A 23,601-nucleotide genomic window follows, 5' to 3' on the forward strand; every position below is an offset into this window, starting at 1 on the left:
TTGTTATGAGATTTACACTTACAATTTTTTTAATTAGTATTTTTAAAGGTATATTAATCTAAACTTTTTAGATTGTTCAGTTTTTAATATCTGAGGAGGAAATCAAAATGAGTGAACAAAAAAAGAGTTTCTATATTACAACACCAATCTATTATCCAAGTGCTAAGTTACATATAGGACATGCATATACCACCGTAGCAGGAGACGCAATGGCTCGTTATAAACGTTTGCGTGGATATGATGTCATGTATTTAACTGGTACGGATGAACACGGTCAAAAAATAGAAAAAAATGCGAAGGAAAAAGGCGTTACACCCATTCAATTTACGGATGAAATAGTTTCTGGGATTAAAGAACTTTGGAAAAAACTTGATATATCTAATGATGATTTTATTCGAACAACTGAAGAACGACATAAAACAATAGTTCAGAAAATTTTTGCTAAGTTTGTGGAACAAGATGATATTTATCTGGATCAATATGAGGGTTGGTATTGTACTCCTTGTGAATCCTTCTATCTAGAACGTCAATTAGTAGATGGAAAATGTCCAGACTGTGGTCGAGAAGTAGAAAAGATTAAGGAAGAAAGTTATTTTTTCAGAATGAGTAAATATGCAGATAAACTTCTAAAGTTTTATGAGGATAATCCAGATTTTATTCAGCCTGAATCTAGAAAAAACGAAATGATCAATAACTTTATAAAACCTGGTCTTGAAGACTTAGCTGTTTCACGAACGACCTTTGACTGGGGGATTAAAGTACCGAATAATCCTAAACATGTAATTTATGTTTGGATTGACGCTCTGAGCAATTATATCACAGCGTTGGGATATGACTCTGAAAATCCTGAAAAATTTGAAAAGTTTTGGCCAGCAGATGTACATCTTGTAGGGAAGGAAATTGTTCGTTTTCATACGATCTATTGGCCAATTATGTTGATGGCTTTGGATTTACCGTTACCGAAAAAGGTATTTGCACACGGTTGGTTATTGATGAAAGATGGAAAAATGTCAAAATCTAAAGGAAATGTAGTTGATCCAGTAACATTGGTTGATCGTTATGGCTTAGATGCGTTACGTTATTACTTATTGAGAGAGGTGCCATTTGGATCAGATGGAACTTTTACACCTGAGAATTTTGTCGATCGTATTAATTTTGATTTGGCAAATGATTTGGGTAATTTATTAAATCGTACCATTGTCATGATTGATAAGTATTTTGTTGGAGTAATCCCAGCTTATCAAGGTCATGTAACGGAATTTGATGAGCAATTGGAAAACACTGTGAAAGAATCAGTCGAAGAAGTTGAGCAAGCAATGGAAAAAATGGAATTTTCGGTTGCTTTAGCGGCGATTTGGAAAATGATCAGTTTTACAAATAAATATATTGATTTAACCCAGCCTTGGTTGATTGCGAAGAATGAGGAGAAAAGAGAAGAGCTTGCTTCTGTGATGGTACATCTAGCAGAATCATTAAGAATTGCTGCCATTTTACTTCAACCATTTATGACACAATCTCCAAAATTAATTTTAAAACAGCTAGGGATTCAAAGTGAAGAATTAACAAGATGGGAAAGTATTTATACATTTGGACAAATACCTAAGGGAACTATCGTTCAAAAAAACCATCCTATCTTTCCAAGACTAGAAGTTGAGAAGGAAGTAGAATACATTGCAAGTTCAATGAGCAGTGGAACTGCAACGACTCAACCAGTTATAGAAAATAAAAAAGATGAAAAGAAAGAAAAAAGTGGAGAGGTAAATGAAATTTCTATAGATGATTTTGCAAAAGTAGAGCTTAGAGTCGCCCAAGTTATAGCTTGTGAACCTGTTAAAAAGGCAGATAAATTATTAAAACTTCAATTAGATTTGGGTTATGAACAGCGTCAGGTCGTTTCTGGAATAGCAAAACATTACACATGTGATGAACTAGTAGGGAAAAAAGTGATCTGTGTAACCAATTTAAAACCAGTTAAACTTAGAGGGGAACTTTCACAAGGGATGATACTAGCTGCTTCAGAAGGCGATCAATTAACTTTAGCTACAGTGGCTGAAGGTATGCCAAATGGAGCTTTAGTTAAGTAGGTAATTTGTAATTTAAATATCAAAATGAAATTAAAACTTATGTGTGCACCCAAGCTGCTTTAAAAGGTTTGGGTGTTTTTTTAAAATAATCTAAACTAGCTAGGAAAATATAACTTCTAAATTCCAATCTCATTCGTGTTATAATGATATGAATTTCATAAAAAGGGTTAAGAAGGGTGATTATGAGCACTTCTAAAGATATTAATAAATTAAAATCATTTACTTTTTTATTTTATATGGGAATGGGAATTATTGTTCCTTTCCTTCCTTTATATTTTGAAGAAGTGGGATATTCAAAGATTCAAATTGGAACACTATTGGGTGTTGGTCCTGTGGCAGGAATCGTGTCCAATATTCTATGGGGAGTCATTAGTGATCGATTCCAAACGGTTAAGAAGGTACTCGCAATTCTTATATTTGGACAAATTGTGATGTTATTTTGGTTATGGCAGGTTGATCAATTCTCGATTACTGTAATTGTTATTTTATTTTTCTTTTTCTTTCAAAACCCAGTAATCTCTTTAACCGATAGCCTTATACTCGCTACCACACAAGGTACTAAATCGAGTAGTTATGCAGGAGTTAGAGTATGGGGTTCTTTAGGCTTTTCTTTTTCAGCACTGGTTATGGGGTGGATATTATCTAGATCTGGTATGGATAAAACGATATTTTTATTAATCATTACTACATGTGTTGCGTTTGTTCTTGCCTTTGGATTAAAGGATCGTAAAGGATCTGTCAAAAAAATGGAATTTTCGGGAATTTATAAAATGCTTCAGTCAAAAGAGCTGTTATGGTTCTTATTATTAGTTTTTGTTATTTCTGTGTCACATCGTACAAACGATCATTTTATATCTCTTTACTTAATAGAGTTGGGAACGGATGAAAAGTGGATCGGCTGGTCACCAACGGTTGCAGCTTTAAGTGAAATTCCTGTATTTTTAATATTAAGCAAATATGGACATCGATATAAAGAGCTGCCATTGCTTGCTATAGCAGGACTATCTTATGCATTAAGGTATGTTTTAACTGCTTATTTAGACAATTCTTATATGATTATTGCTGTTCAAGCGCTGCATAGTCTTTCTTTTGGTATATTCTTAATTACTGCTTTGCGTTATTTATCTGGCTTAATACCAGAGGAATATCGTTCAACTGGCTTAGCTGTTTTCACTGTGATTTGGGCAGGAATAGCAGGGATGAGCAGTGGTATGCTGGGAGGATGGATTTATAATCAATATGGTGGGGAAACACTTTATTATTTAGCTGCTTTGTTAGGTTTTATTTCAAGTATCGGATTTTTAGGTACTCATTGGTACAGATTAAGAATAAGAACTTAATAAAGAAAAAGGTTGACATATAAAAAGTCATCCATGTATAATTCTGAATGTAAATAGTAATTATTACGATTAAAATCCTAATGGGAGGGATTTTTTTGTTTAAGAAATTCAATATATTATTTAGTACCTTTCTTGTTCTGTCTATTTTATTAATAGGCTGCACTTCAAGTAGTTCAGAAACTGAAGATAAAATTGACATTGTAACTACTTTCTACCCTTTATATGACTTTGCCAAAAAAATAGGTGGAGAATATGTAAATGTTCAAAATTTAGTCCCAACTGGTGTTGAACCACATGATTGGACACCAAAAACAAGAGATATGATAAAAATCACTGAAGCGGACATGTTTATTTATAATGGATTAGGATTTGAGAATTGGATCGAAAACTTTTTTTCTTCCTTTGAAGCCAATTTGAGCATAGAATTAGTGGAGGCAAGTTTAGGAGCCCATCTACTTGATGATGAAAATGACCTCGAAGAAGAAGTTCGTGAAGGTGACGAACATGATCATGGTCTTAATGACCCACATATTTGGTTAAGCCCAGTTCAAGCAAAAACGCTTGCTGAAAATATTAAACAAGGGTTAATAAACATAGATCCTAAACATAAAGATGAATATGAGGAAAGGTTTTTAGAACTTTCAGCAAGATTGGATGAACTTCACGTGAAATATAAAGATGTGTTGGAGAATGTATCAAAAAAAGAATTTGTAGTTTCTCATCAAGCTTTTGGATATTTAGCATATGAATATGGTTTAACTCAAAAATCCATTATGGGTTTATCATCTGATGCGGAACCTACGATTCAGGATTACAAAAATATTTCAGTATATATAAAAGAAAATAATATTCAGTATATTTTATTTGAAGAATTAGCTTCACCTAAATTAACAGATACTTTAGCTAAAGAATTAAATATTAAAACACTTGTTCTGAATCCATTAGAAGGATTAACAAAGGAACAGGCATCAAATGGTGAAGATTATTTTACAATTATGGAAAGTAATTTGACAAGCTTGAAGAAAGCTCTACAATAAAAGGAGATTCAAATCTTTTCTTAGAAGGAGAACATTATGGAGCTTAACATCTGGGTAGCATTTTGGGCGGGATTAGCTTCATTTATATCCCCCTGCTGTCTTCCATTATACCCATCATATATTTCTTATATTACTGGAATATCGGTTAGTAATTTAAAATCTAAACATAATAAAGAAATACGATTTAAAACGATGATTCATACTTTATTCTTTATATTAGGTTTTTCTGCGGTTTATTATACATTAGGATTATCAGCAGGTATACTTGCTGAAATCTTTAGTGGATATGATGAGCTTCTTAGTCAGATCGCTGGTTTACTGATTATCGTTATGGGATTATTTTTGCTTGGGATTTTTAAACCACAGTTATTAATGAAAGAAATTAAATTTAAATGGGCATCTAAACCAGCAGGTTACTTAGGCACTTTTTTAATTGGTATAGGTTTTGCTGCAGGATGGTCTCCTTGTGTAGGTCCGATCTTAGGTTCAATTGTTGCATTAGCTGCTACTGAGCCTGGAATATGGTTTGAATTGATTACTGCATATACACTTGGATTTGCGATCCCATTTTTCATTATGGCATTTTTTATAGGTTCTACAAAATGGATCTTAAAACACACAAATACTATCATGAAAATTGGTGGAGCTATGATGATTATGATAGGTATTTTACTTTTTACGGGTCAAATGACTAGAATTACAATTTGGTTAAATAGTATTACTCCAAGCTGGTTACAATTTTAGATAAACACCAAAAAGTGAACTGTACTACTTCAAGGATCTCTCATTAAGAAATACTCACTTTTTGTTCATGTCTATTCAAGTTTAATTGCATAAAGGTGATCAAACTTGCTTGTAGCTGACAAAGCGTGTATGATACTAAAGAGGAAAACAGTGAGGGGGGAATCGGTTTGGCCACACCCAGTATGGAGGATTATCTCGAACGAATTTACATATTAATAGATGAAAAGGGTTATGCAAGAGTATCGGATATTGCAGAGGGGCTAGAGGTTCATCCATCATCAGTTACTAAAATGATACAGAAATTAGATAAAGATCAATATCTTATATATGAGAAATATAGAGGATTAATTTTGACCTCAAAAGGCAAAAAAATTGGAAAGCGATTGGTGGCTCGTCATCATCTACTTGAAAAATTTCTAAGTACGATAGGGGTTCAAGAAGAAAATATATACGATGATGTTGAAGGAATCGAACATCATTTAAGTTGGGATTCAATCACATGTATTGAAGCACTGCTAGAATATTTTGACCGTAACCCTCAGCAAGTTGAAAAATTAAATAAGATTCGTGAAGAACTGAATACGGAAGAGGATTAAATATAAAAGCTATCTCAACACTTAAAATCAAAGTGGAATGAGTTAGCTTTTTTTAGTACATTCCCTCTTGGGTATACCTATACTATTTAAAGTAATAGTAGGATCTAATAGGAGAGAGTTTTCTCTGTTTTTTATCTTTACAGTAACAGGAAGGTTTGTGATGAGATGAATATTCATATGTGTTCACTAGTTTTAAAATGATAAGTAGGGTAAGCACCAAAAAACCGCTTATAGATATGAAGGTGAATAAGATGATAAATATAATCTCTGACATTAAGAAACCACCGAATGTTATCAAAATGAATGAAGTTATGAATATAAAGGGAATTCCCAATAATAATAGTCCTAATGTAATAGCTACTCCTGTATATGAACTAGTCATTGAATCACCTTCTTCCTTTTATAAGCTGTTATATCATATGCTTATTTTATAGTGGTTGTACTAGACTAGTACCTAGTAAAAAGAAAATAGGCATAGTAGAAAAGACTTGAGTCAGTTTTGTACTATTTGTAATAAGTCCTTTTTTAAAGATCACGTTCTTAACAAACCCTTCATTGCATACAACATAGATATGATATTCCTTTCTTTAAGGAGTTGTATAAGAATGAAGGTAAATGCTGTTTTTGAGGGCGGTGGTGTGAAAGCTATTGGTTTAGCTGGAGCAGTGAAATCTGTTGAAGATCATAATATAACTTTTAATCAAGTTGCAGGAACTTCTTCAGGCGCTATTGTGGCATCATTAATCGCAGCAGGTTATACATCAAAGGAATTAAAGGAATTGGTGATGTCTACTCCTTTTGCTTCTGTAGTCAAAAAAACTTGGGTGCACCATATTTTATATATCGGTCCTGCAATTCGTGTGTTTTTTAAAAAAGGACTATACTCTGGAGATCCCTTAGAGGATTGGATTGATCAGAAACTAAAAATCAAAGGGGTAAGTACCTTTGGAGATCTAAAACCAAATCAATTACGTATTATTGCTTCAGATATTACAAGAGGCAGAATATTAGTGTTACCAGATGATATTAAGCAGTATGGTTTAGATCCGAGTCGCTTAAGTATTTCAAAAGCTATTCGAATGAGTACTGCGATTCCTTTTTATTTTGATCCAATTAAACTGAAAAAACTTCGTGATAAGCAAACATTTTACATTGTAGATGGTGGAGTATTAAGTAATTATCCATTGTGGTTATTTGATAAAGAAGCTAGAGAGAGGGGGATTCAAATCAAAATACCGACTTTAGGCTTTAGGTTGGTAGGAAAGCATAGTAATGTCCCTAGAAAAATAATAGGACCCCTCAGTATGTTTCAAGCTTTATTTTCAACTATGATGGATGCTCATGACGAAAAATTTATAGAAGATCATAAAAAGTTTAATACAATTAAAATACCTACATTAGGTGTGAGAACAACAGATTTTAAAATATCACAAAAAGCTCGTAATCGTTTATTTGAATCTGGTTATCAAGCAGCTGAGAGATACTTAGATAGATGGTCTTATTCAGAATATCTCAAACACTATGAACAATATTTTGAGTATTTATAACCTATAAAGGATGCTCCTGGTGAAAGGTTTCATTATAATATTGCTGGATTTATAGTACTAGGGTGATAGAAGATAAATTATTATAGGATATTTGTTTGAAAAAGAAAGAAAACACTTAGGAATGATTTCTAAGTGTTTTCTAGTTAAATGAACTAACTTCTCTTCATTTTATTGAGGATAAGCTCAGTGATAAGGATACGTTTCTTCCTCGTCTTTTTTTTCATCTTTGTTTTTATTTCCATCAATAACTTTAAATCTGTGTTTTCTTCTTTTCTTTTGTTTCTTTTGAAACTTAACCACTTTTTCATACTTACGGTTACGATATTTTTTTGGAGGGAATTTATATAGATAAAATACGAGTCCAAATACTAGGAGTGGAATAACAAAACTCCCTGGGTTAGTAAATGCTGAACTAACAATCCCGATAGCAATGAGACCCAAAATCACATAAAAGATCATTCTTTGACGCGAATTCATAAAAAACGCCCCCGCTTCTATAACAAATTACACAATCATTCTATTTTCAATATTACCATTTTTTTGATCTAGTTCTAACATGTGTTTAAATGATGCTATGGAGACTTCTACTTGATCATCTGTTGGTTGCTTTGTTGTTAACTTTTGAAGCATAAGTCCTGGATAACCAAGGTAACGTAATACCGGAACTTCACGTAATGAGTTTGTAAAACGTAAAACCTCATAGGAAACACCAATTACAAGAGGTAATAAAACAAGGCGTTGAATGACACGTCCCCATAATTCATTATATGGCCAGTATGAGTCATAAGGTACAAATAAGGCAAAAATGGAATAAATGATGACCCCTAAAATAACAGTAAATACCATAAAACTACTTCCACAACGATAGTGCAAAGTACTATACTTTTGAACATTTTTTACTGTTAATTCCTCATTGTTTTCATAAGCACTAATGACTTTATGCTCTGCGCCATGATATTGAAACAACCTTTTAATGATTGGTGTAAAGGAAATAACATATATATAACCCAGCAGGAGCATCATTTTAATAATTCCCTCTATAAAAGTGTGTAAAACTTCATTTTCAGGAGCAATCCTTCCAAATAAACCAGCCTCAATAAAAACAGGTAGCAATGTAAAAACAAATTTTCCAAAAAGAAAGGATAATACACCAACGACAGCAACACCAAGAATCATGGTTAAAGAGTTAGAAAGTCCTTTTTTCTTTTCTTTCTCTACTTCTTCTCCTTCTTCTTCGGCAAATACTTCAGCTGAAAAATTAAGATGAAGTGCCCCCTTGGCACTTGCTTCTACGATGCCTACCATTCCTCGCAATAACGGAATTTTTTTTAAAGTTTGTAGCCATTTTTTCTCTTGTTTAGGTACTGAGAAAAAGTCAATTTCCTTATTGCTTTGTCTACGAACAGCTGTTACATTTACGGTTTTTCCAGCAAACATTACGCCTTCTATAACCGCTTGTCCTCCATATATCCCACGATTTTCTTGTGACAAAGAAGTCACCCTTCCTTTTTTAAAATAAAAAATAAGAGGTTGTTCAAAAAATCCTCTTATGAAAAAACTGAAATTTTTGAACAAGCTTTAATAATATAGGTAATAACCCTATTGTAGCGAATTATGAAATTTATTTCTACCATTCTTCTGTTAAAAATCTAAATAATGATAATTAATGATGGGAATAATTGTACCGAGGACTTAATAATGAAAGGAATCGTAGCATGAGTGCACAGAAAAAAAACAAGAAACGAACAAACCGTTTTTTATTTGCTTTAAACTTAGGTTTTTTTGCTGGATTGATATGGGGAGCAATACATAAAGGTTTCTATTATTTATCCTTCACTAAAATCACTTCTTCATTCTTAGCTGAACCATTTTTCAAACATGATTTTCTCAATACATGGTCTGGGTTTTTTATAGGGTGGTTGTTTTTTATTTTGTTTTCTATTTTTAGTTCATTTATATATACTTTTTTATTCAGTAAAGTGAAAGGTGCATGGTTAGGCCTAGTTTACGGACTGTTTTGGTGGGCAAATATATATTTGTGGATTGGTCCATTAACAGGAATGATGGAGTGGATTAATAAATTGGACTTGAATTCAATCATAACAGGGGTGTGCTTCTTTTTATTGTGGGGCATTTTTATCGGGTATACCATTGCAATCGAATTTACAAATGAACAGAATAGAGAAGCGTTTAATCATATCAAAGAAAAGTAATGGGATTGATTTTAGGATAATGTTCTAAAAAAAGTTCTCATAACCTAGAAATGTATGTTAAAATGAGGCGGATGAACTTGATTTTTTAATAAAAAGTTAAAGTTGATATACTCGAATTCATTTGTAAAGAAGGTGAATGTGAGTTTGAAAAAAATATTAATATTAAATGGACCAAATATCAATATGCTTGGTATTCGAGAGCCTGGAGTTTATGGGTCACAATCGTTAGCTAATATTGAGGAAAATTTGAATGCTTTAGCAGAAGTTTTACTAGTGGAGTTGGTTTTTTTTCAGTCTAATCATGAAGGTGAAATTATAGATCAAATACATAAGGCCTTTGGAAACATGAATGGAATATTGATTAACCCAGCAGCCTTTACCCATTATAGCTATGCAATTAGGGATGCAATTAGTGCAGTAAATATTCCTACCGTTGAAGTACATTTATCCAACATACATCAAAGGGAGTCCTTCAGACATCAATCAGTAATCGCTCCTGTAGTTATTGGTCAAATTTCAGGTTTTGGAGCTTATAGCTATGAATTAGGCTTAAGGGCTTTGCACAATAAATTAATTGAGAAAAGGTGAGTTTGAAATGGAAAAACTAAGAACCCAGAGGCTTAGAGAAAAATTAAGTGAGTTAGCACTAGACGGTATTTTGATTACAAACGAATATAATAGGAGATATATGACTGGTTTCACAGGGTCCGCTGGTTATGTTTTAATTACAGCAGAACAAGCAATATTATTTTCAGATTTTAGATATAAAACTCAGGCCCCCGTACAAGCAAAACATTTTGAATTTGTAGAGTTAGAGAGTCCCGTACCATTAAATACAATAAAATCAAAATTAGATGAATTTGGAATTCAGAAATTAGGCTTTGAACAAAATGATGTGAACTTTGGATTTTATACAAAATTATCTCAAGCATTTGGAGATACTAAATTAGTTCCCACCGACTCCGTTGTGGAGATGTTAAGAGCAGAAAAGGACGACTCTGAATTAAAAATAATGCAGAAAGCAGCAGACATTGCAGATAATGCATTCTCACATATTATTAACTTTATTAAACCTGGATTATCTGAGAAAGATATCGCACTTGAGCTTGAAATTTTTATGAGAAAACAAGGTGCTCAGTCCTCATCCTTTGAAATAATAGTAGCTTCAGGAGAAAGGTCAGCCCTTCCTCATGGGATAGCTAGTGATCGAATTGTACAAAATAATGAATTTGTAAAACTAGACTTTGGAGCAATATATAATGGATATTGTTCAGACATTACAAGAACTTTATTTGTAGGAACCCCAACAGATAAACATAAGGAGATTTATAATATTGTATTGGAAGCACAGATGAACGCATTAAACAATCTGAAAGCTGGAGTGACGGGTAAACAAGGAGATGCTTTTGCTCGTGATGTTATTGCTAAGCACGGATATGCAGATCATTTTGGTCATGGTTTAGGTCATGCTTTAGGATTAGAGGTTCATGAATCACCTAGACTAAGTCCAATGGCTAATGATGTCATTAAACAGAATATGGTACTTACAGTAGAGCCAGGAATTTATATACCAGATTTTGGCGGAGTGCGAATTGAAGATGATGTTGTGATCACAGAGACAGGTATTCATAACTTAACACATGCTACTAAAGAATTTATTATTTTAAAGTAACATTCATAATTAAACATTAGTAATTTTCAGGAGGGAAATATTGTATGGTATCAGTAAATGATTTTAAGACAGGATTAACTATTGAAGTAGATGGAGATATATTCTCCGTATTAGAATTCCAGCATGTTAAACCAGGTAAAGGAGCAGCGTTTGTTCGTTCAAAATTAAGAAATTTACGCAACGGGAACATTGCTGAGAAAACATTCCGTGGTGGGGAAAATGTGAATCGTGCTCATGTTGAAACTAAAGAAATGCAATATTTATACGCAAGCGGTGATGAGTATACATTTATGGATTTAGAAACCTATGATCAATTTACCTTGAATGAAGATCAATTAGAATGGGAATTAAATTTTCTTTTGGAAAATGCAAATGTGAAAATCATAAGTTATCAAGGGGAAATTTTAGGGATTAATTTACCTAATACAGTAGATCTTAAAGTTGTTGAAACTGAACCTGGTATTAAAGGGAATACAGCAACAGGAGCAACGAAAAATGCTAAGCTTGAAACAGGGTTAAATGTACAGGTGCCATTGTTTATCAATGAAGATGATACTTTAGTTATTAATACAACAGATGGTAAATACGTCTCTCGTGCCTAATCATAACCTTAGTTAAGACAACCATGGGAAAGGAGTGCCAGATTTGTCTTTAGTTGTAATGAAGTTTGGTGGAAGTTCTGTAGGAAGCGCTGAACGTATTAAAAAGGTTGCAGAACGGATTATAGAGAAAAAACGAGAAGGCCATCAGTGTGTTGTTGTAGTATCTGCAATGGGTGACACTACAGATGAACTAGTAGATTTATGCAACCAATTGACCGATCATCCACCTGCACGTGAGATGGATATGTTATTATCCACAGGTGAGCAGGTCTCTATGTCATTGCTGTCTATGTCCATTCAGCATATGGGTTATAGAGCAATTTCATTAACGGGATGGCAAAGTGGAATGACTACAGATTGTAATCATGGAAATGCCAAAATAGTCAATATTAAACCAAACAGAATCTATAAAGCGCTAGAGGAAGAAAAGATTGTTATTATAGCTGGATTCCAAGGGTTATCTGAAGAAGGTGAAATTTCAACACTTGGAAGAGGTGGTTCAGATACAACTGCTGTCGCTTTAGCGGCTGCAATAAATGCAGACCTTTGTGAGATTTATACAGACGTAGATGGAGTTTATTCTACTGATCCTCGTATTGTAAGGGTTGCTCAAAAACTTGATGAAATTTCTTATGAAGAAATGCTAGAATTGGCGCAACTCGGAGCAGCAGTTCTTCATCCAAGAGCTGTTGAATATGCTAAAAATTATAATGTTCCTTTAGTTGTACGTTCAAGTTTTAGTCATAGAGAAGGAACATTGGTTATGGAGGGTAACGCAGTGGAAAAAAGTATGGTCGTTCGTGGTATTGCATATGACAAGAATGTTGCTAGAATCAGTGTTTTGGAAGTTGAGGATATTCCGGGGATATTAGCAACTGTATTTGGTGCATTAGCAGATGCGGGAATCGACGTCGATATTATTGTACAGAGTGGAGTTCGAAATGGTGCTGCTGATTTTTCATTCAGTATTGCCAATACAGATGTGGAAAAAGCTATGGTTGTAATGGAAGAATTGAGATCTACAGTTACGTTTAGAGAAGTAACTTATGAAACTGACCTTGTGAAAGTATCCATTGTTGGAGCTGGGATGGTGAGTAATCCAGGTGTAGCTGCAAAAATGTTCAGAGTGATTTCTCAACAAGAAGTGAGCATAAAATTAGTTAGTACTTCTGAGATAAAAACCTCTTGTGTAATTGATCGGGATAAATTAACAGAAGTGATTTTAGCATTGCATACAGCATACGGCTTAGATGCAAATCAACAAGCATTTGTGGGCGGACCTAAAGAGCGAAGATAGATATAACACCCCAAAAAGTGAAGTGAAGCTATGTAGCGTAATCCTATTACTTTTCGGGGACCCCGGCATCCAATTATTTAAAAGAATTTAGTTGAAGATGTCAAATAAATAGTTAGTCATTTTAATCAACAAAGCGGTAATACCAGCAGCCATTAATGGCCCTACGGGTATTCCTTTTAAAAATATAATTCCAAAAATAGAACCGATAACTAGACCTACAATTATTTGTGGGTCTAATTTCAATAGTTCCAAACCCCTGCCATTCATATGAGTGGCGATAGCCCCCCCTACTAGAGCAATGATTCCAGGCCAAGAGGTAAATATGGATAAAATCTCTTTATATGTAATTTTATTGTTCGCAAAGGGAACTAAGACAGCCATTGTTAAAAATAACAAACCAAATTCCAAACCTCTTCGTTCAATGGCTGGAAGATATCTCTCTAAACTAATCAATTTAATAATTAATAACAAACAAGCAGCGATCGTGATAATATGAGATCTACCTACTAAACCAATCAAAATGAGTATCACTAAAAGAACATCACCGTTCATAGCCATATTTACCCCTATTCACAAAGACAAGTTCCTGGACGAACTAAACGTTGACGTCCAATACGCACTATTAATGTATGAACAGCTTGTTTCTTTTAGAACAAATCACATAGACACCATAATGTTGTCACGTAAAATTGGAACAATTGAATATTCATTTTGCTTTGTGCAAAAAATGACATCTTCTGTGAATCCCATCTTACTTAATTTCTTTCCATTACTACAATGTAATATAGTATGCTGCAACTCATTTTCAGCTTGTAAAAAGCTTAAATACATAGCCTTACTGAAGTCGTTAAGATGTATCCCTTCCTCTTGAAGTTTTTTGAGTTCATGGATGATGAGACCAGCACATAGTCCATCCTCTAATGAATATTGATCTTGTGTTCCTGCACATAACATAACGATATCTCTTTTTAAATGAAAGGCTTCTTTAGCACAATTAGATGCATTTAATATCGTTCCTGCAATGACATGAGCTGCTTTATGTGATTTTTGAATCGCACGAGTTCCGTTCGAAGTAGTCATAATTATTCGTTTTCCTTGTAGATCATGATTTAAAAACTCTAAGGGTGAATTCCCTAAATCAAATCCAGATATCTTTTTGCAATACCGTTCACCACTAAGTAAATCATTTTTTGTCTCATAACTTTTAGCATCTTTTACCGTTTCTACAGGTATGACGCCATCACTCCCGCATTCAAGTGCTGTAACAATAGAGCTAGTAGCTCTTAGAACATCAATCACAATTACTGTTTTATTAATAAAGCTATCTGATCTTGCTTCGTTTACATTTGGCACAACCTCAATTTGCATGATTTATCACCTCCAAAATGGTCTTGAAAGTAGAATTTAAACGATCTCTATTTATGTGCTAGATGGAAAGTGTCTGATCGTAAACCTCTACGGATAGACTCAAGAGCAAAAACTTCCTCAGGTGAAATATTTCCTAAGTTGGCTTTTGGGCCTAAGTTATTAATGAAAAAGATCTGCTGAGATTTTAAAGGAGCTTCCCACATGATCTTCTCTGGATAAGAGACACTGTTTATAATTTGCAGGAAATCATCCTTATTACATTTTCCATACTCGTCAAAAACCCCCACTTCAACACCGGATTCTCTTCCCTCTATCGTGACTAAACTCGCTCCTTTATCTAGATCTTGATGGACCGTATGAATAAGTTTATTTAAATTAAGTTTCATTCCTTTCTTTTTTTTCCCATATTCCGTAAATACATTTAAACCTTCTTCAAGTCCGAATTTTATTAAATCATCTCTATACTGTCGACTTAATTCTATGGTTCCATCAGAAACTTCAATTCCATTAAATCCTAGATCCTTTATCATTTTAAAATATGAGTTAACACAATTTTGGCTAATGGCAACTTCTAAAAATGTTCCCCCAGGTGTGATGGTAATATTATGTTTTTTTGCTAGTCCAATTTTATTTTCTAAAACTTGTTTGGGGTACAAAGGAGAGGTTCCAAATCCAAGTTTAATAATATCTATATATTCAGAAGTAGTATTTAAAAAATCTTCAAAAGCATACAGACCCATTCCTTTATCAATCACCATGGTGATCCCAGTAATCCTAGGTTTATGTGTTCTTTCCCCAATGGGATCCATTAGTTTTTGCTCCCAATTAATATCAGAGACGATACGCATGTCAATTCTCCTCACCGTATATAAATGTATGTGCTCTGTGAGCAATATATGCAAAAATCTATAGTGATGTGCCCATTTGAATTTTCAATTTTTGAGAGATTCACTTTAGTGATCTAAAAATAAAATATAAGCATATAAATATAGTACAAGCTTACTGATAATTTTATTTGTAGTGACTGGCTCTTATTCGTTCCACTTTGATAAGGGTTGGATGATGGGGGGAAAGCAAGCCTTGAATAAGTTTGTATTGAGTATGGTTATATTACGGTTATTATCTGGAAGCATAGAGATTATTGCAGCATTTATTATGTTCCGATTAAACCAAATAGAAAAAGCTTTGATAGTTAATACAGGTCTTGCATTAGTGGGACCTATAATTTTGATTACAACAACCTCTATTGGACTTCTTGGCATTGCTGATAAGTTATCGGTTAGTAAGTTATGCTGGATCTTCATCGGTGTGAGCTGTATTTTTATTGGCATTGTTAAAAAGTAAAGATATCTGTCATATTTAGCGTGTCCTAGCATACATATGTTGTAAAGTTATGGACAACTTGGAGGGCGAAGCCATGTTACAATCCATTATTCATATGCTGCCTGACACCTTGCGAAATATCATCAAACAATTACCAAGTTCAATTTCTCAAAATATAGAAGAGATTCGCATTAGAGAGAATCGACCATTAGAGATAGGTTATTCCGGTACTTATAGCTTTATTTCGAAACAAGGAAGAATGCTGAATACACCAAAGGAGGCCTATTTGCCCACACATCAGGATATTATTAGACTTTTAAATATTGTAACGAATCATTCCATGTATACAATCGAAGAAGAGTTAAAAAGAGGGTTCATCACTGTAAAAGGTGGCCATCGGATAGGGTTATCTGGACGTACGGTTTTGGAACATGGTTCTGTGAAACAAATTCGTGATGTCAGCAGTTTTAATATCCGTATTGCTAGAGAAGTGATAGGAGTAGGCAGGCAAGTACTCCCTTTCATTATGGATATTCCAAGGAAAACAGTTCACCATACTTTAATCATATCACCTCCTCAATTAGGGAAAACAACTCTTTTAAGGGATTTATCCCGAATGATTAGTTATGGGAGTTGGGAAAATCAATCCTCTTGGATGGGGTTAAAAGTAGGCATTGTAGATGAACGTTCAGAAATTGCAGCCTGTTACAAAGGAGTTCCTTATTTTGATGTGGGTCCAAGAACGGATGTTTTAGATAGCTGTCCTAAAGCAGAGGGTATGATGATGTTAATTAGATCAATGTCGCCAGAAGTTCTCATTGTTGATGAGATTGGAAGAGAGGAAGATGTGAAAGCCGTTCATGAGGCAGTTCACGCCGGAATTCGAGTCATAACAACATCACATGCATTAAACTTCGAAGATATAAAAAACAGACCTGTTTTAAAACATCTTTGTGCGCAAGGTATATTTTCAAGATATGTAGTGTTAAGTAGGAGACGCGGAATAGGAACAGTAGAAGCTATCTTAGATCATCATGGGAATCAGCTCAACCAAAAAACGATAGAAAAAGTGAGAGGTTAGTATGTTAAATCTCATTGGTGCAATGTTTATTATCATTTCAGGTACGATGATTGGTTTTTATCAAGCAAATCAATATATAAATCGTCCTAGACAAATTCGTCATATGATTCATGCATTACAACGATTAGAAACTGAAATTCATTATGGTTATACTCCGCTGCCAGATGCATTAGAAAAAATTTCAAAAGTCATTCCAGATCCTTTAGGATTTATAATCTATGAAATTAAGAAACAATTAACTGACAATATAGGCACAACGGTAATGAACGCTTGGCAGGAAAAATTTCAAAATTACTGGAAAAAAACATCTTTTAAAAATGCAGAGAAAGAAATGATTTTGCAAGTAGGTTCAACACTTGGTATTTCAGATCGGGAGGATCAAATTAAACATTTACGTCTAGCAATCAGTCAACTTCAAAGTGAAGAAGAAATGGCGAAGGAAGAGCAAAATAGATATGCAAAAATGTGGCGCAGCTTAGGGATGTTAATTGGAGTATTAGTCGTCATTATCATGCTTTAGGATGTGAAATAGATGAATGTGGATATTAATATGATCTTTCAAATTGCAGGTATCGGAATCATTATTTCTATGATTCACACAGTTCTAAAACAGATGGGTAAAGAAGATATAGCTCATTGGACGACATTGATTGGTTTTATAATCGTTTTGTTCATGGTCATTAGACTGCTAGATGATTTATTTCAAGAAATTAAAACGATTTTTCTTTTTCAGTAGGTGAATGCTTTGGAAATCATACAAATTGTAGGACTTGGGATTATAGCAACCATTCTCACGCTTGTCATCAAAGAGCAAAAACCACTGTTTGCTTTTCTATTAACGGTATTTACAGGTGTTATAATTTTTCTTTTTTTAATAGGAAAGATCTCTTCTATCATTCAATTACTGGAAAAGTTAGCTGATCAATCAAGTATAGATATGGTATTTTTAAAAACTATTTTAAAGATTATTGGGATAGCTTATATAGCAGAATTTGGATCACAAATTGTGAGAGATGCTGGTCATGAATCTATTGCTTCAAAGATTGAACTGTCAGGAAAAATTCTCATTTTATACATGGCAATTCCCATTATTACAGTCATTATCGAAACGGTTATAAAGCTATTACCTACTTGATTTGGGAGATGAAAAAATGACTCGCAATATCGGTATCGGATTCAGCCTTTTAGTTATAAGTTTCATTTTAATAGGAGGAGATTTCATATATGCTGATTCTCCAACAGATATCATTCTTAAAGAAACAACTGAAAACTTAAATACAGATCAAGTAGAACAGTATTGGAAAAACCTGCTCAAAGAGTATGGGGGATATTTTCCGGGAAATAATCCGAGTTTAATGGATATGATTCTATCAGGCGGGAAAGATTTTAGTCTCTCACAAGTATTTATGGGGTTGCTTAAGTATCTTTTACATGAAATTTTATATAATGGAAAGCTGTTAGTTACAATTGTAATCTTAGCGGTTTTTAGCATGATTCTAGAAACATTGCAAAGCGCTTTTGAAAGAAATTCAGTGAGTAAAGTAGCTTATGCAGTATCATATATTGTCCTTATTATTATTGTCATCAATAGTTTTAGTGTGGCTATCGGTTATGCAAAAACGGCAATAGAGAATATGATTCACTTTATGATCGCCATGATACCACTATTATTAACATTGTTAGTTTCGATGGGCAGCTTTGCGACAGCTTCAATTATGCATCCATTGATCATTTTTATGATTCATACAACAGGAACATTGATTTATACCGTCGTATTTCCTTTATTGTTTTTTTCTGCAGTACTGCACATTGTGAGCTCGATATCAGATAAATATAGCGTGAGTCAATTAGCAGATTTACTACGAAATATCAGTATAGGAATTTTTGGTGCATTAGTGACTGTCTTTTTAGGTGTAATTTCCGTGCAAGGAGCTACCAGTGCAGTAAGTGATGGTGTGACTATTCGTACAGCCAAATATGTAACAAGTAATTTTGTGCCTGTTATTGGAAGAATGTTTTCAGATGCGTCAGATACTGTTATTGGAGCTTCGTTACTCGTGAAAAATGCAATTGGTTTAGTTGGGGTTGTCATTCTCATCTTTTTATGTGTGTTTCCAGCCATTAAGATTTTAACATTGGCTTTAATATATAACTTATCTGCAGCGATCATGCAGCCTTTAGGAGACAGTCCTATTGTTAAATGTCTTTTCACCATCGGTAAAAGTATGATTTATGTATTTGCTGCTCTTGCAGCTGTAGGTCTGATGTTCTTCTTAGCGATTACGATCATTATCACTGCTGGAAATGTTTCAGTCATGATGAGATAACGAAGGAAGGGAAGCACATTGCTGCAATGGTTAAGCAGTTGGTTAAGAGAAATTATACTCGTTATACTTCTTGCAAGTTTTGTAGATTTGATTTTACCCAGCAATAAAATGCAGCGATATGTAAAAGTGGTGATTAGTCTATTCATTCTTATGACGATTCTTTCTCCTATCGTTTCATTATTGAAGGTGGAGTGGGATTTTGATCAATTGAACAACCAGTTTCAACTAGATGAAGTAAGTACAAACAATTATGGATCAATGTCAGAAATTTTACAAGATGGAGAGAAATTAAAAGATCAAAATGAACAGGAAACCGCAAAGTTAATTCAAACAAAAATGGAAGATATGATCCACAGGCAATTAGAAGAGCAAATGTCGGTAGCTGTTCAAAGTGTATCTGTTAAGGTTTTGTTTGAAGATAGTAATGAACCGAAGGTGGGTGAGATGGTTATCGTTTTACAATCTCAAATGAAACCTGATCAGACAATGGAAGTAGCAGAAGTACAACCTATTGAACAAGTAGAACCTGTAGTGATTGATATTCATTTAGAAGCAGATGATGCAACTGAAGTTGATGTAGTTGAAGAGCAAAGGGAAATAACTGAAGAAATGAAACAAACTGAAAATGAAATTACAACCTTTTTAATTAGTAAATGGGACATTTCTTCAGATCAAATAAATGTAGAATATGAGCCAACAATGGATGAGATTTAAAGGAGGTGGAGTTAACTTTGGGAAGACTGCTTGGAATCATCGAAAAATGGGTAGGAGGTGAAAAAGGGGGGGAGAAACGAATACAAACCTTTAGATGGCTGCTCATCATTGGTTTAATAGGTGTAATTTTAATGATAATGAACTCATTTATTAACGTAGATAGTATAGATGATTCTCAAAGTGATCGTGCCTCTCCTGAGAGTGCTAGTTTACCCGTTATAGGAGAAGAAAAATTTAAATTACCATTTGATGAGTATGAAGAACAATATGAAATGCGATTAAAAGAAATTCTAGAAAAAATCGTTGGTGTTGGAAATGTCGATGTGATGGTCACTATTGAATCAACAGAGGAAAACATCGTGTTTGAAAATAAAAAAGATTCACAGCAGGTGACAAATGAAAAAGATACAAATGGTGCTACAAGGCATATTACAGATGTATCTAGAAGTGGTGAAATTGTTCTCTTTGAGGTTGAAGGTAATAAAACACCAATCTATGTAAAGAAAATCAAGCCACAAATTCGAGGTGTGATTATAGTAGCAAATGGAGCTGAGAATTTAACGGTGAAGGAAATGATATATGATTCGGTTCGAAAAGGGTTAGAGGTACCGGGTCATCGTATTCAAATTAATCCTAGGAAACAATCAGGGTAAAAAACACCCCAAAAAGTGAAGAAGTGTTATGTAGCGTAATCCTATTACTTTTCGGGGACCCCATAACAACAAAGAATTAAATAAGCCCACAAAAGTGATGAACATCTTTGTAGTATAGTCCTATTACTTTTGCGGGAGCCCAAAAACATAACCCCAAAAAGTGAAAGCGATAAATACAGGGGTTTTATATAGAGGAGATATGAATTTAATTTTAAATTAAAAATTAGGAGGTCGAACAATGAGATCAAGAAGACAAACAATATGGCTAGTTTCTATGTTAAGTATAATGGTGTTGTTATCAGGTTATTATTTATTTTCAGAAGATGCTAATGAAATGGATACGTTAAATGAGTCCGTGATTAATGATATTAATGAAGGTGAAACTGAAATCGGGATGGATTCAACAAATATGACAGAAAACGTTGACGTTGATTCACTTGAATGGTTAGAGGAAGTAGCTTTAGAAGTTGAAGAGGAAACCGATGTGAAAACAGATGAAGAGGTACTGCAACAAATTCAGGTAGAAGGAATAGGAGAAGATTACTATACTGCTGCTAAAATGCAAAGGTTAGATGATATGGGAAAAGAAATGGAAACCTTATTAGCGGTAGTAGCAAACTCTGAAAATAGTGAAGCCTATACAAAAGCTTATGATGATATCCAAGCCATGGAGGACAAAGGGACAAAAGTTGAGTTTATAGAAGAACAATTAATGCAAACTTATCCCGAAGCAATGGTTACTGAGAAGGACGATCAATGGAAAGTAGAGATACAGACAAATAAACTAGAAAAAAGTGAAGCCGTATCTATTATAGATTTAGTAGTAAGTGAATTAGAGGTAAAACCTGGCCAAGTAACAGTTACAGTTAGACCATAGCGATAGTGGAAAGGTAACCCTACTTACCAAACTAGTGTTTGGTAAGTAGGGGTTTTTTATTTTATGTAAAATCTTAGACGAATTTCCTAAAAATCTAGCTTCTCTTCCATATATTTTAAAAATCACTTTTTATAATGAATATGATGTTATGATGAAAATGATAGTTGAGAATTTAATAGAAGGAGGATTACAATGAAGTCAATTAAAGGTTATCGTTTATGTTTTTCAGTGATTTTAATGTTTTGTTTAGTTGCAACACCGCTTATTACACCAGTATCTTCAATTGTTGATGCAAGTTCAGAGGTGCAAAAGAAGGAAACAGAAGGTCCACTGATGTTCAGAATTGACAATGTATCTACAAAAGAACAACGAACTGAAATTGCTAGAACTGGTGTTGTCATTGAAGAAATTGGTGAAAATTATGTCATTGTTATCGCACATCCTACAGAAGTTAAAAATTTAAAGAAATTAAATTTCTCAGTAACTGAACAAATGACTAATGATCAATTGCAAGCTTTGGATTTCCCTAATTCAGATAGTGGCTATCACAATTATCAAGAAATGGTAGATGAGATTGATCAAGCTGCAATAGATCATCCAAATATTCTTGAGAAATTTAGTATTGGTCAATCATATGAAGGCAGGGAGATATGGGCTGTTAAAATTAGTGATAATCCATCTGCAGATGAAGATGAAGCAGAAGTTTTATACACTGGTCTTCATCATGCTCGTGAACACTTAACCGTTGAAATGACATTGTATTTAATGAATTTGTTCACGGACGAGTACGGTACGAACTCACAAGTTACTAACTTAGTAGATAATAGAGAGATTTTCCTTGTATTTAACTTAAATCCAGATGGTGGAGAATATGATATAAGAAATGGAAGTTATGATTTCTGGCGCAAAAATCGCCAAGTTAATAGCGGTTCTAGTTATGTAGGTACAGATTTGAATCGAAATTATGGATACAGATGGGGATGTTGTGGAGGATCAAGCGGTAGTACTAGTAGTGACACATACCGTGGAGCTAGTCCATTTTCTGCCCCAGAAACAAATGCACTAAGAAACTTTGTTGATAGTAGAGTGATTGATGGTAAAATGCAAATTACAACAGCAGTAAGTTTCCATACGTATGGAGAATTAATTTTATATCCATATGGTTACACATATACGAATGTACCGAGCGATATGACACAGGACGATCATAATGTTATGGTAACGTTAGCCAATCAGATGGCGAGTATGAACGGTTATACTCCTCAACAATCAAGTGATTTATATATAACCGATGGTGATATGACAGATTGGACATATGGGGAGCATAAAATCATGTCATTTACGTATGAAATGTATCCTACATCTTCCAACCCAGGATTTTATCCACCAGATGAAATTATTCAAAGAGAAACTGAACGAAACCGTGGTGCTATATTATACTTAACTGATAAAGCAGATTGTCCATATGATGTTATTGGTAAAGCTGCACAATATTGTGGAGGAGGTGGTGGAGAGACAGAAATCGTATTTGAAGATGATTTTGAAACGGATAAAGGTTGGACTTCAAATCCAGATGGAACTGATACAGCGACAACAGGTATGTGGGAAAGAGCAAATCCTGAAACAACTAGTTATAGCGGAACGAAACAGCAAGGAACAACACCAAGTGGAAGTTATGATCTTGTAACAGGAGGAAGTGCAGGGAGTTCTGTAGGTGCGAATGATATTGATGGTGGTAATACTACTATACTTTCACCTGAAATCACATTACCTTCAGACGGAAATTTATCCTTGTCGTTCTCTTATTATTTAAGCCACTATTCAAATGCCAGCACTGCAGATTATTTCAGATTGAGTGTAATACAAGGTGGTTCTGTGCAGACAATATATGAAGACCTAGGGGCAGGGGTTGACCAAGATGCAAATTGGTCTTTCCAAACCGTTGATTTGTCTTCCTATGCAGGTCAAACAATTAAACTCCGATTTGAAGCAGCAGATGCAAGTGGTGGTAGCCTTGTTGAAGCGGCAGTAGACGATGTAAAAATAGAAAAAGAAGTAGTTACCTCAAATTTAAATATAGATTAGTATTATAAATAAAAGCTGCTTGCCTTTTCTAAGGTAAGCAG

At 34.0% G+C, this 23,601-nt stretch carries 27 protein-coding genes; 22 read left to right on the top strand and 5 right to left on the bottom strand.

Going from position 1 to position 23,601, the window contains the following annotated elements:
- Positions 1 to 107: 107 nt before the first annotated feature.
- The 7 genes from metG to VQL36_RS06840 all read left to right on the top strand — a co-directional run bounded on the left by metG (position 108) and on the right by VQL36_RS06840 (position 7,348).
- Positions 108 to 2,084, top strand: a complete 1,977-nt coding sequence (gene metG / locus VQL36_RS06810; protein ID WP_349248582.1) for a methionine--tRNA ligase — start codon at positions 108 to 110, stop codon at positions 2,082 to 2,084.
- A 182-nt stretch (positions 2,085 to 2,266) separates the two neighbouring features.
- The gene (locus tag VQL36_RS06815) at positions 2,267 to 3,424 is read left to right on the top strand and encodes an MFS transporter (RefSeq protein ID WP_349248583.1); all 1,158 of its coding nucleotides are present in this window, start codon (positions 2,267 to 2,269) and stop codon (positions 3,422 to 3,424) included.
- 95 nt (positions 3,425 to 3,519) lie between these two features.
- Entirely contained in the window at positions 3,520 to 4,461 is a 942-nt protein-coding gene (locus tag VQL36_RS06820; RefSeq protein ID WP_349248584.1) for a metal ABC transporter substrate-binding protein, read from the top strand.
- Positions 4,462 to 4,494: 33 nt separating this feature from the next.
- The gene (locus tag VQL36_RS06825) at positions 4,495 to 5,205 is read left to right on the top strand and encodes a cytochrome c biogenesis CcdA family protein (protein WP_349251140.1); all 711 of its coding nucleotides are present in this window, start codon (positions 4,495 to 4,497) and stop codon (positions 5,203 to 5,205) included.
- A 167-nt stretch (positions 5,206 to 5,372) separates the two neighbouring features.
- Positions 5,373 to 5,801 (top strand): transcriptional regulator MntR, encoded by a 429-nt coding sequence (mntR, locus tag VQL36_RS06830; protein ID WP_160643605.1) that lies wholly within the window; start codon positions 5,373 to 5,375, stop codon positions 5,799 to 5,801.
- A gap of 251 nt (positions 5,802 to 6,052) precedes the next feature.
- A complete protein-coding gene (locus VQL36_RS06835; RefSeq protein WP_349248585.1) occupies positions 6,053 to 6,235 on the top strand; it encodes a hypothetical protein in 183 nt (60 codons plus the stop codon).
- Between the two features lie 171 nt (positions 6,236 to 6,406).
- Positions 6,407 to 7,348: a patatin-like phospholipase family protein gene (locus VQL36_RS06840; protein ID WP_349248586.1), complete on the top strand. Its 942-nt coding sequence runs from the start codon at positions 6,407 to 6,409 to the stop codon at positions 7,346 to 7,348.
- Positions 7,349 to 7,531: 183 nt separating this feature from the next.
- On the opposite strand, the gene VQL36_RS06845 is transcribed toward VQL36_RS06840, so the two are convergent.
- Complete coding sequence (locus tag VQL36_RS06845; protein WP_349248587.1) at positions 7,532 to 7,825, bottom strand: hypothetical protein; 294 nt, start codon at positions 7,823 to 7,825, stop codon at positions 7,532 to 7,534.
- A gap of 27 nt (positions 7,826 to 7,852) precedes the next feature.
- On the bottom strand, positions 7,853 to 8,839 hold the full coding sequence (locus tag VQL36_RS06850) for a DUF1385 domain-containing protein (RefSeq protein WP_349248588.1): 987 nt from the start codon (positions 8,837 to 8,839) through the stop codon (positions 7,853 to 7,855).
- 224 nt (positions 8,840 to 9,063) lie between these two features.
- Between VQL36_RS06850 and VQL36_RS06855 the strand changes: the two genes are divergently transcribed.
- The 5 genes from VQL36_RS06855 to VQL36_RS06875 all read left to right on the top strand — a co-directional run bounded on the left by VQL36_RS06855 (position 9,064) and on the right by VQL36_RS06875 (position 13,132).
- Positions 9,064 to 9,561, top strand: coding sequence for a YqhR family membrane protein (locus VQL36_RS06855; protein WP_349248589.1), 498 nt, complete (start codon positions 9,064 to 9,066; stop codon positions 9,559 to 9,561).
- Positions 9,562 to 9,705: 144 nt separating this feature from the next.
- Positions 9,706 to 10,149, top strand: a complete 444-nt coding sequence (gene aroQ, locus VQL36_RS06860) for a type II 3-dehydroquinate dehydratase (protein WP_349248590.1) — start codon at positions 9,706 to 9,708, stop codon at positions 10,147 to 10,149.
- 7 nt (positions 10,150 to 10,156) lie between these two features.
- Positions 10,157 to 11,233: a Xaa-Pro peptidase family protein gene (locus VQL36_RS06865; protein WP_349248591.1), complete on the top strand. Its 1,077-nt coding sequence runs from the start codon at positions 10,157 to 10,159 to the stop codon at positions 11,231 to 11,233.
- Between the two features lie 44 nt (positions 11,234 to 11,277).
- Entirely contained in the window at positions 11,278 to 11,835 is a 558-nt protein-coding gene (efp, locus tag VQL36_RS06870) for an elongation factor P (RefSeq protein ID WP_349248592.1), read from the top strand.
- Positions 11,836 to 11,878: 43 nt separating this feature from the next.
- A complete protein-coding gene (locus VQL36_RS06875; RefSeq protein ID WP_349248593.1) occupies positions 11,879 to 13,132 on the top strand; it encodes an aspartate kinase in 1,254 nt (417 codons plus the stop codon).
- Positions 13,133 to 13,219: 87 nt separating this feature from the next.
- Here VQL36_RS06875 and VQL36_RS06880 read toward each other — a convergent pair whose 3' ends face one another.
- The 3 genes from VQL36_RS06880 to VQL36_RS06890 form a co-directional block, all read right to left on the bottom strand.
- Entirely contained in the window at positions 13,220 to 13,684 is a 465-nt protein-coding gene (locus VQL36_RS06880; protein WP_349251141.1) for a DUF441 domain-containing protein, read from the bottom strand.
- A 105-nt stretch (positions 13,685 to 13,789) separates the two neighbouring features.
- On the bottom strand, positions 13,790 to 14,500 hold the full coding sequence (gene comB / locus VQL36_RS06885; protein WP_349248594.1) for a 2-phosphosulfolactate phosphatase: 711 nt from the start codon (positions 14,498 to 14,500) through the stop codon (positions 13,790 to 13,792).
- A 47-nt stretch (positions 14,501 to 14,547) separates the two neighbouring features.
- Positions 14,548 to 15,348, bottom strand: coding sequence for a phosphosulfolactate synthase (locus tag VQL36_RS06890; RefSeq protein WP_349248595.1), 801 nt, complete (start codon positions 15,346 to 15,348; stop codon positions 14,548 to 14,550).
- 214 nt (positions 15,349 to 15,562) lie between these two features.
- Between VQL36_RS06890 and VQL36_RS06895 the strand changes: the two genes are divergently transcribed.
- The 10 genes from VQL36_RS06895 to VQL36_RS06940 all read left to right on the top strand — a co-directional run bounded on the left by VQL36_RS06895 (position 15,563) and on the right by VQL36_RS06940 (position 23,560).
- Positions 15,563 to 15,844, top strand: a complete 282-nt coding sequence (locus VQL36_RS06895) for a YqhV family protein (RefSeq protein WP_349248596.1) — start codon at positions 15,563 to 15,565, stop codon at positions 15,842 to 15,844.
- Between the two features lie 73 nt (positions 15,845 to 15,917).
- On the top strand, positions 15,918 to 16,904 hold the full coding sequence (gene spoIIIAA, locus VQL36_RS06900) for a stage III sporulation protein AA (protein WP_349248597.1): 987 nt from the start codon (positions 15,918 to 15,920) through the stop codon (positions 16,902 to 16,904).
- A gap of 1 nt (position 16,905) precedes the next feature.
- Positions 16,906 to 17,424, top strand: a complete 519-nt coding sequence (gene spoIIIAB, locus VQL36_RS06905; RefSeq protein ID WP_349248598.1) for a stage III sporulation protein SpoIIIAB — start codon at positions 16,906 to 16,908, stop codon at positions 17,422 to 17,424.
- Between the two features lie 12 nt (positions 17,425 to 17,436).
- The gene (spoIIIAC, locus tag VQL36_RS06910; RefSeq protein WP_160643633.1) at positions 17,437 to 17,640 is read left to right on the top strand and encodes a stage III sporulation protein AC; all 204 of its coding nucleotides are present in this window, start codon (positions 17,437 to 17,439) and stop codon (positions 17,638 to 17,640) included.
- A gap of 9 nt (positions 17,641 to 17,649) precedes the next feature.
- On the top strand, positions 17,650 to 18,039 hold the full coding sequence (spoIIIAD, locus tag VQL36_RS06915; protein ID WP_349248599.1) for a stage III sporulation protein AD: 390 nt from the start codon (positions 17,650 to 17,652) through the stop codon (positions 18,037 to 18,039).
- A gap of 16 nt (positions 18,040 to 18,055) precedes the next feature.
- Positions 18,056 to 19,231 (top strand): stage III sporulation protein AE, encoded by a 1,176-nt coding sequence (gene spoIIIAE / locus VQL36_RS06920; RefSeq protein WP_349248600.1) that lies wholly within the window; start codon positions 18,056 to 18,058, stop codon positions 19,229 to 19,231.
- An 18-nt stretch (positions 19,232 to 19,249) separates the two neighbouring features.
- The gene (gene spoIIIAF / locus VQL36_RS06925) at positions 19,250 to 19,945 is read left to right on the top strand and encodes a stage III sporulation protein AF (protein ID WP_349248601.1); all 696 of its coding nucleotides are present in this window, start codon (positions 19,250 to 19,252) and stop codon (positions 19,943 to 19,945) included.
- Between the two features lie 17 nt (positions 19,946 to 19,962).
- The gene (gene spoIIIAG / locus VQL36_RS06930; RefSeq protein WP_349248602.1) at positions 19,963 to 20,598 is read left to right on the top strand and encodes a stage III sporulation protein AG; all 636 of its coding nucleotides are present in this window, start codon (positions 19,963 to 19,965) and stop codon (positions 20,596 to 20,598) included.
- 238 nt (positions 20,599 to 20,836) lie between these two features.
- A complete protein-coding gene (locus tag VQL36_RS06935; protein WP_349248603.1) occupies positions 20,837 to 21,475 on the top strand; it encodes a SpoIIIAH-like family protein in 639 nt (212 codons plus the stop codon).
- Positions 21,476 to 21,667: 192 nt separating this feature from the next.
- Positions 21,668 to 23,560 carry a M14 family zinc carboxypeptidase gene (locus tag VQL36_RS06940; protein WP_349248604.1) on the top strand — a complete coding sequence of 631 codons (1,893 nt, stop codon included), beginning with the start codon at positions 21,668 to 21,670 and terminating at the stop codon, positions 23,558 to 23,560.
- Positions 23,561 to 23,601 lie beyond the last annotated feature (41 nt).

The sequence above is a fragment of the Chengkuizengella sp. SCS-71B genome, from assembly GCF_040100845.1.
Taxonomy (GTDB): domain Bacteria; phylum Bacillota; class Bacilli; order Paenibacillales; family KCTC-33759; genus Chengkuizengella.

Bases quoted from the DNA above. Each gene is read 5' to 3' on its own strand.
- metG (WP_349248582.1), top strand. From the start codon at position 108: ATGAGTGAACAAAAAAAGAGTTTCTATATTACAACACCAATCTATTAT.
- VQL36_RS06815 (WP_349248583.1), top strand. From the start codon at position 2,267: ATGAGCACTTCTAAAGATATTAATAAATTAAAATCATTTACTTTTTTA.
- VQL36_RS06835 (WP_349248585.1), top strand. From the start codon at position 6,053: ATGATAAATATAATCTCTGACATTAAGAAACCACCGAATGTTATCAAA.
- VQL36_RS06840 (WP_349248586.1), top strand. From the start codon at position 6,407: ATGAAGGTAAATGCTGTTTTTGAGGGCGGTGGTGTGAAAGCTATTGGT.
- VQL36_RS06845 (WP_349248587.1), bottom strand. From the start codon at position 7,825: ATGAATTCGCGTCAAAGAATGATCTTTTATGTGATTTTGGGTCTCATT.
- VQL36_RS06855 (WP_349248589.1), top strand. From the start codon at position 9,064: ATGAGTGCACAGAAAAAAAACAAGAAACGAACAAACCGTTTTTTATTT.
- VQL36_RS06865 (WP_349248591.1), top strand. From the start codon at position 10,157: ATGGAAAAACTAAGAACCCAGAGGCTTAGAGAAAAATTAAGTGAGTTA.
- efp (WP_349248592.1), top strand. From the start codon at position 11,278: ATGGTATCAGTAAATGATTTTAAGACAGGATTAACTATTGAAGTAGAT.
- VQL36_RS06880 (WP_349251141.1), bottom strand. From the start codon at position 13,684: ATGAACGGTGATGTTCTTTTAGTGATACTCATTTTGATTGGTTTAGTA.
- comB (WP_349248594.1), bottom strand. From the start codon at position 14,500: ATGCAAATTGAGGTTGTGCCAAATGTAAACGAAGCAAGATCAGATAGC.
- VQL36_RS06890 (WP_349248595.1), bottom strand. From the start codon at position 15,348: ATGCGTATCGTCTCTGATATTAATTGGGAGCAAAAACTAATGGATCCC.
- VQL36_RS06895 (WP_349248596.1), top strand. From the start codon at position 15,563: ATGGGGGGAAAGCAAGCCTTGAATAAGTTTGTATTGAGTATGGTTATA.
- spoIIIAA (WP_349248597.1), top strand. From the start codon at position 15,918: ATGTTACAATCCATTATTCATATGCTGCCTGACACCTTGCGAAATATC.
- spoIIIAB (WP_349248598.1), top strand. From the start codon at position 16,906: ATGTTAAATCTCATTGGTGCAATGTTTATTATCATTTCAGGTACGATG.
- spoIIIAC (WP_160643633.1), top strand. From the start codon at position 17,437: ATGAATGTGGATATTAATATGATCTTTCAAATTGCAGGTATCGGAATC.
- spoIIIAE (WP_349248600.1), top strand. From the start codon at position 18,056: ATGACTCGCAATATCGGTATCGGATTCAGCCTTTTAGTTATAAGTTTC.
- VQL36_RS06935 (WP_349248603.1), top strand. From the start codon at position 20,837: ATGAGATCAAGAAGACAAACAATATGGCTAGTTTCTATGTTAAGTATA.
- VQL36_RS06940 (WP_349248604.1), top strand. From the start codon at position 21,668: ATGAAGTCAATTAAAGGTTATCGTTTATGTTTTTCAGTGATTTTAATG.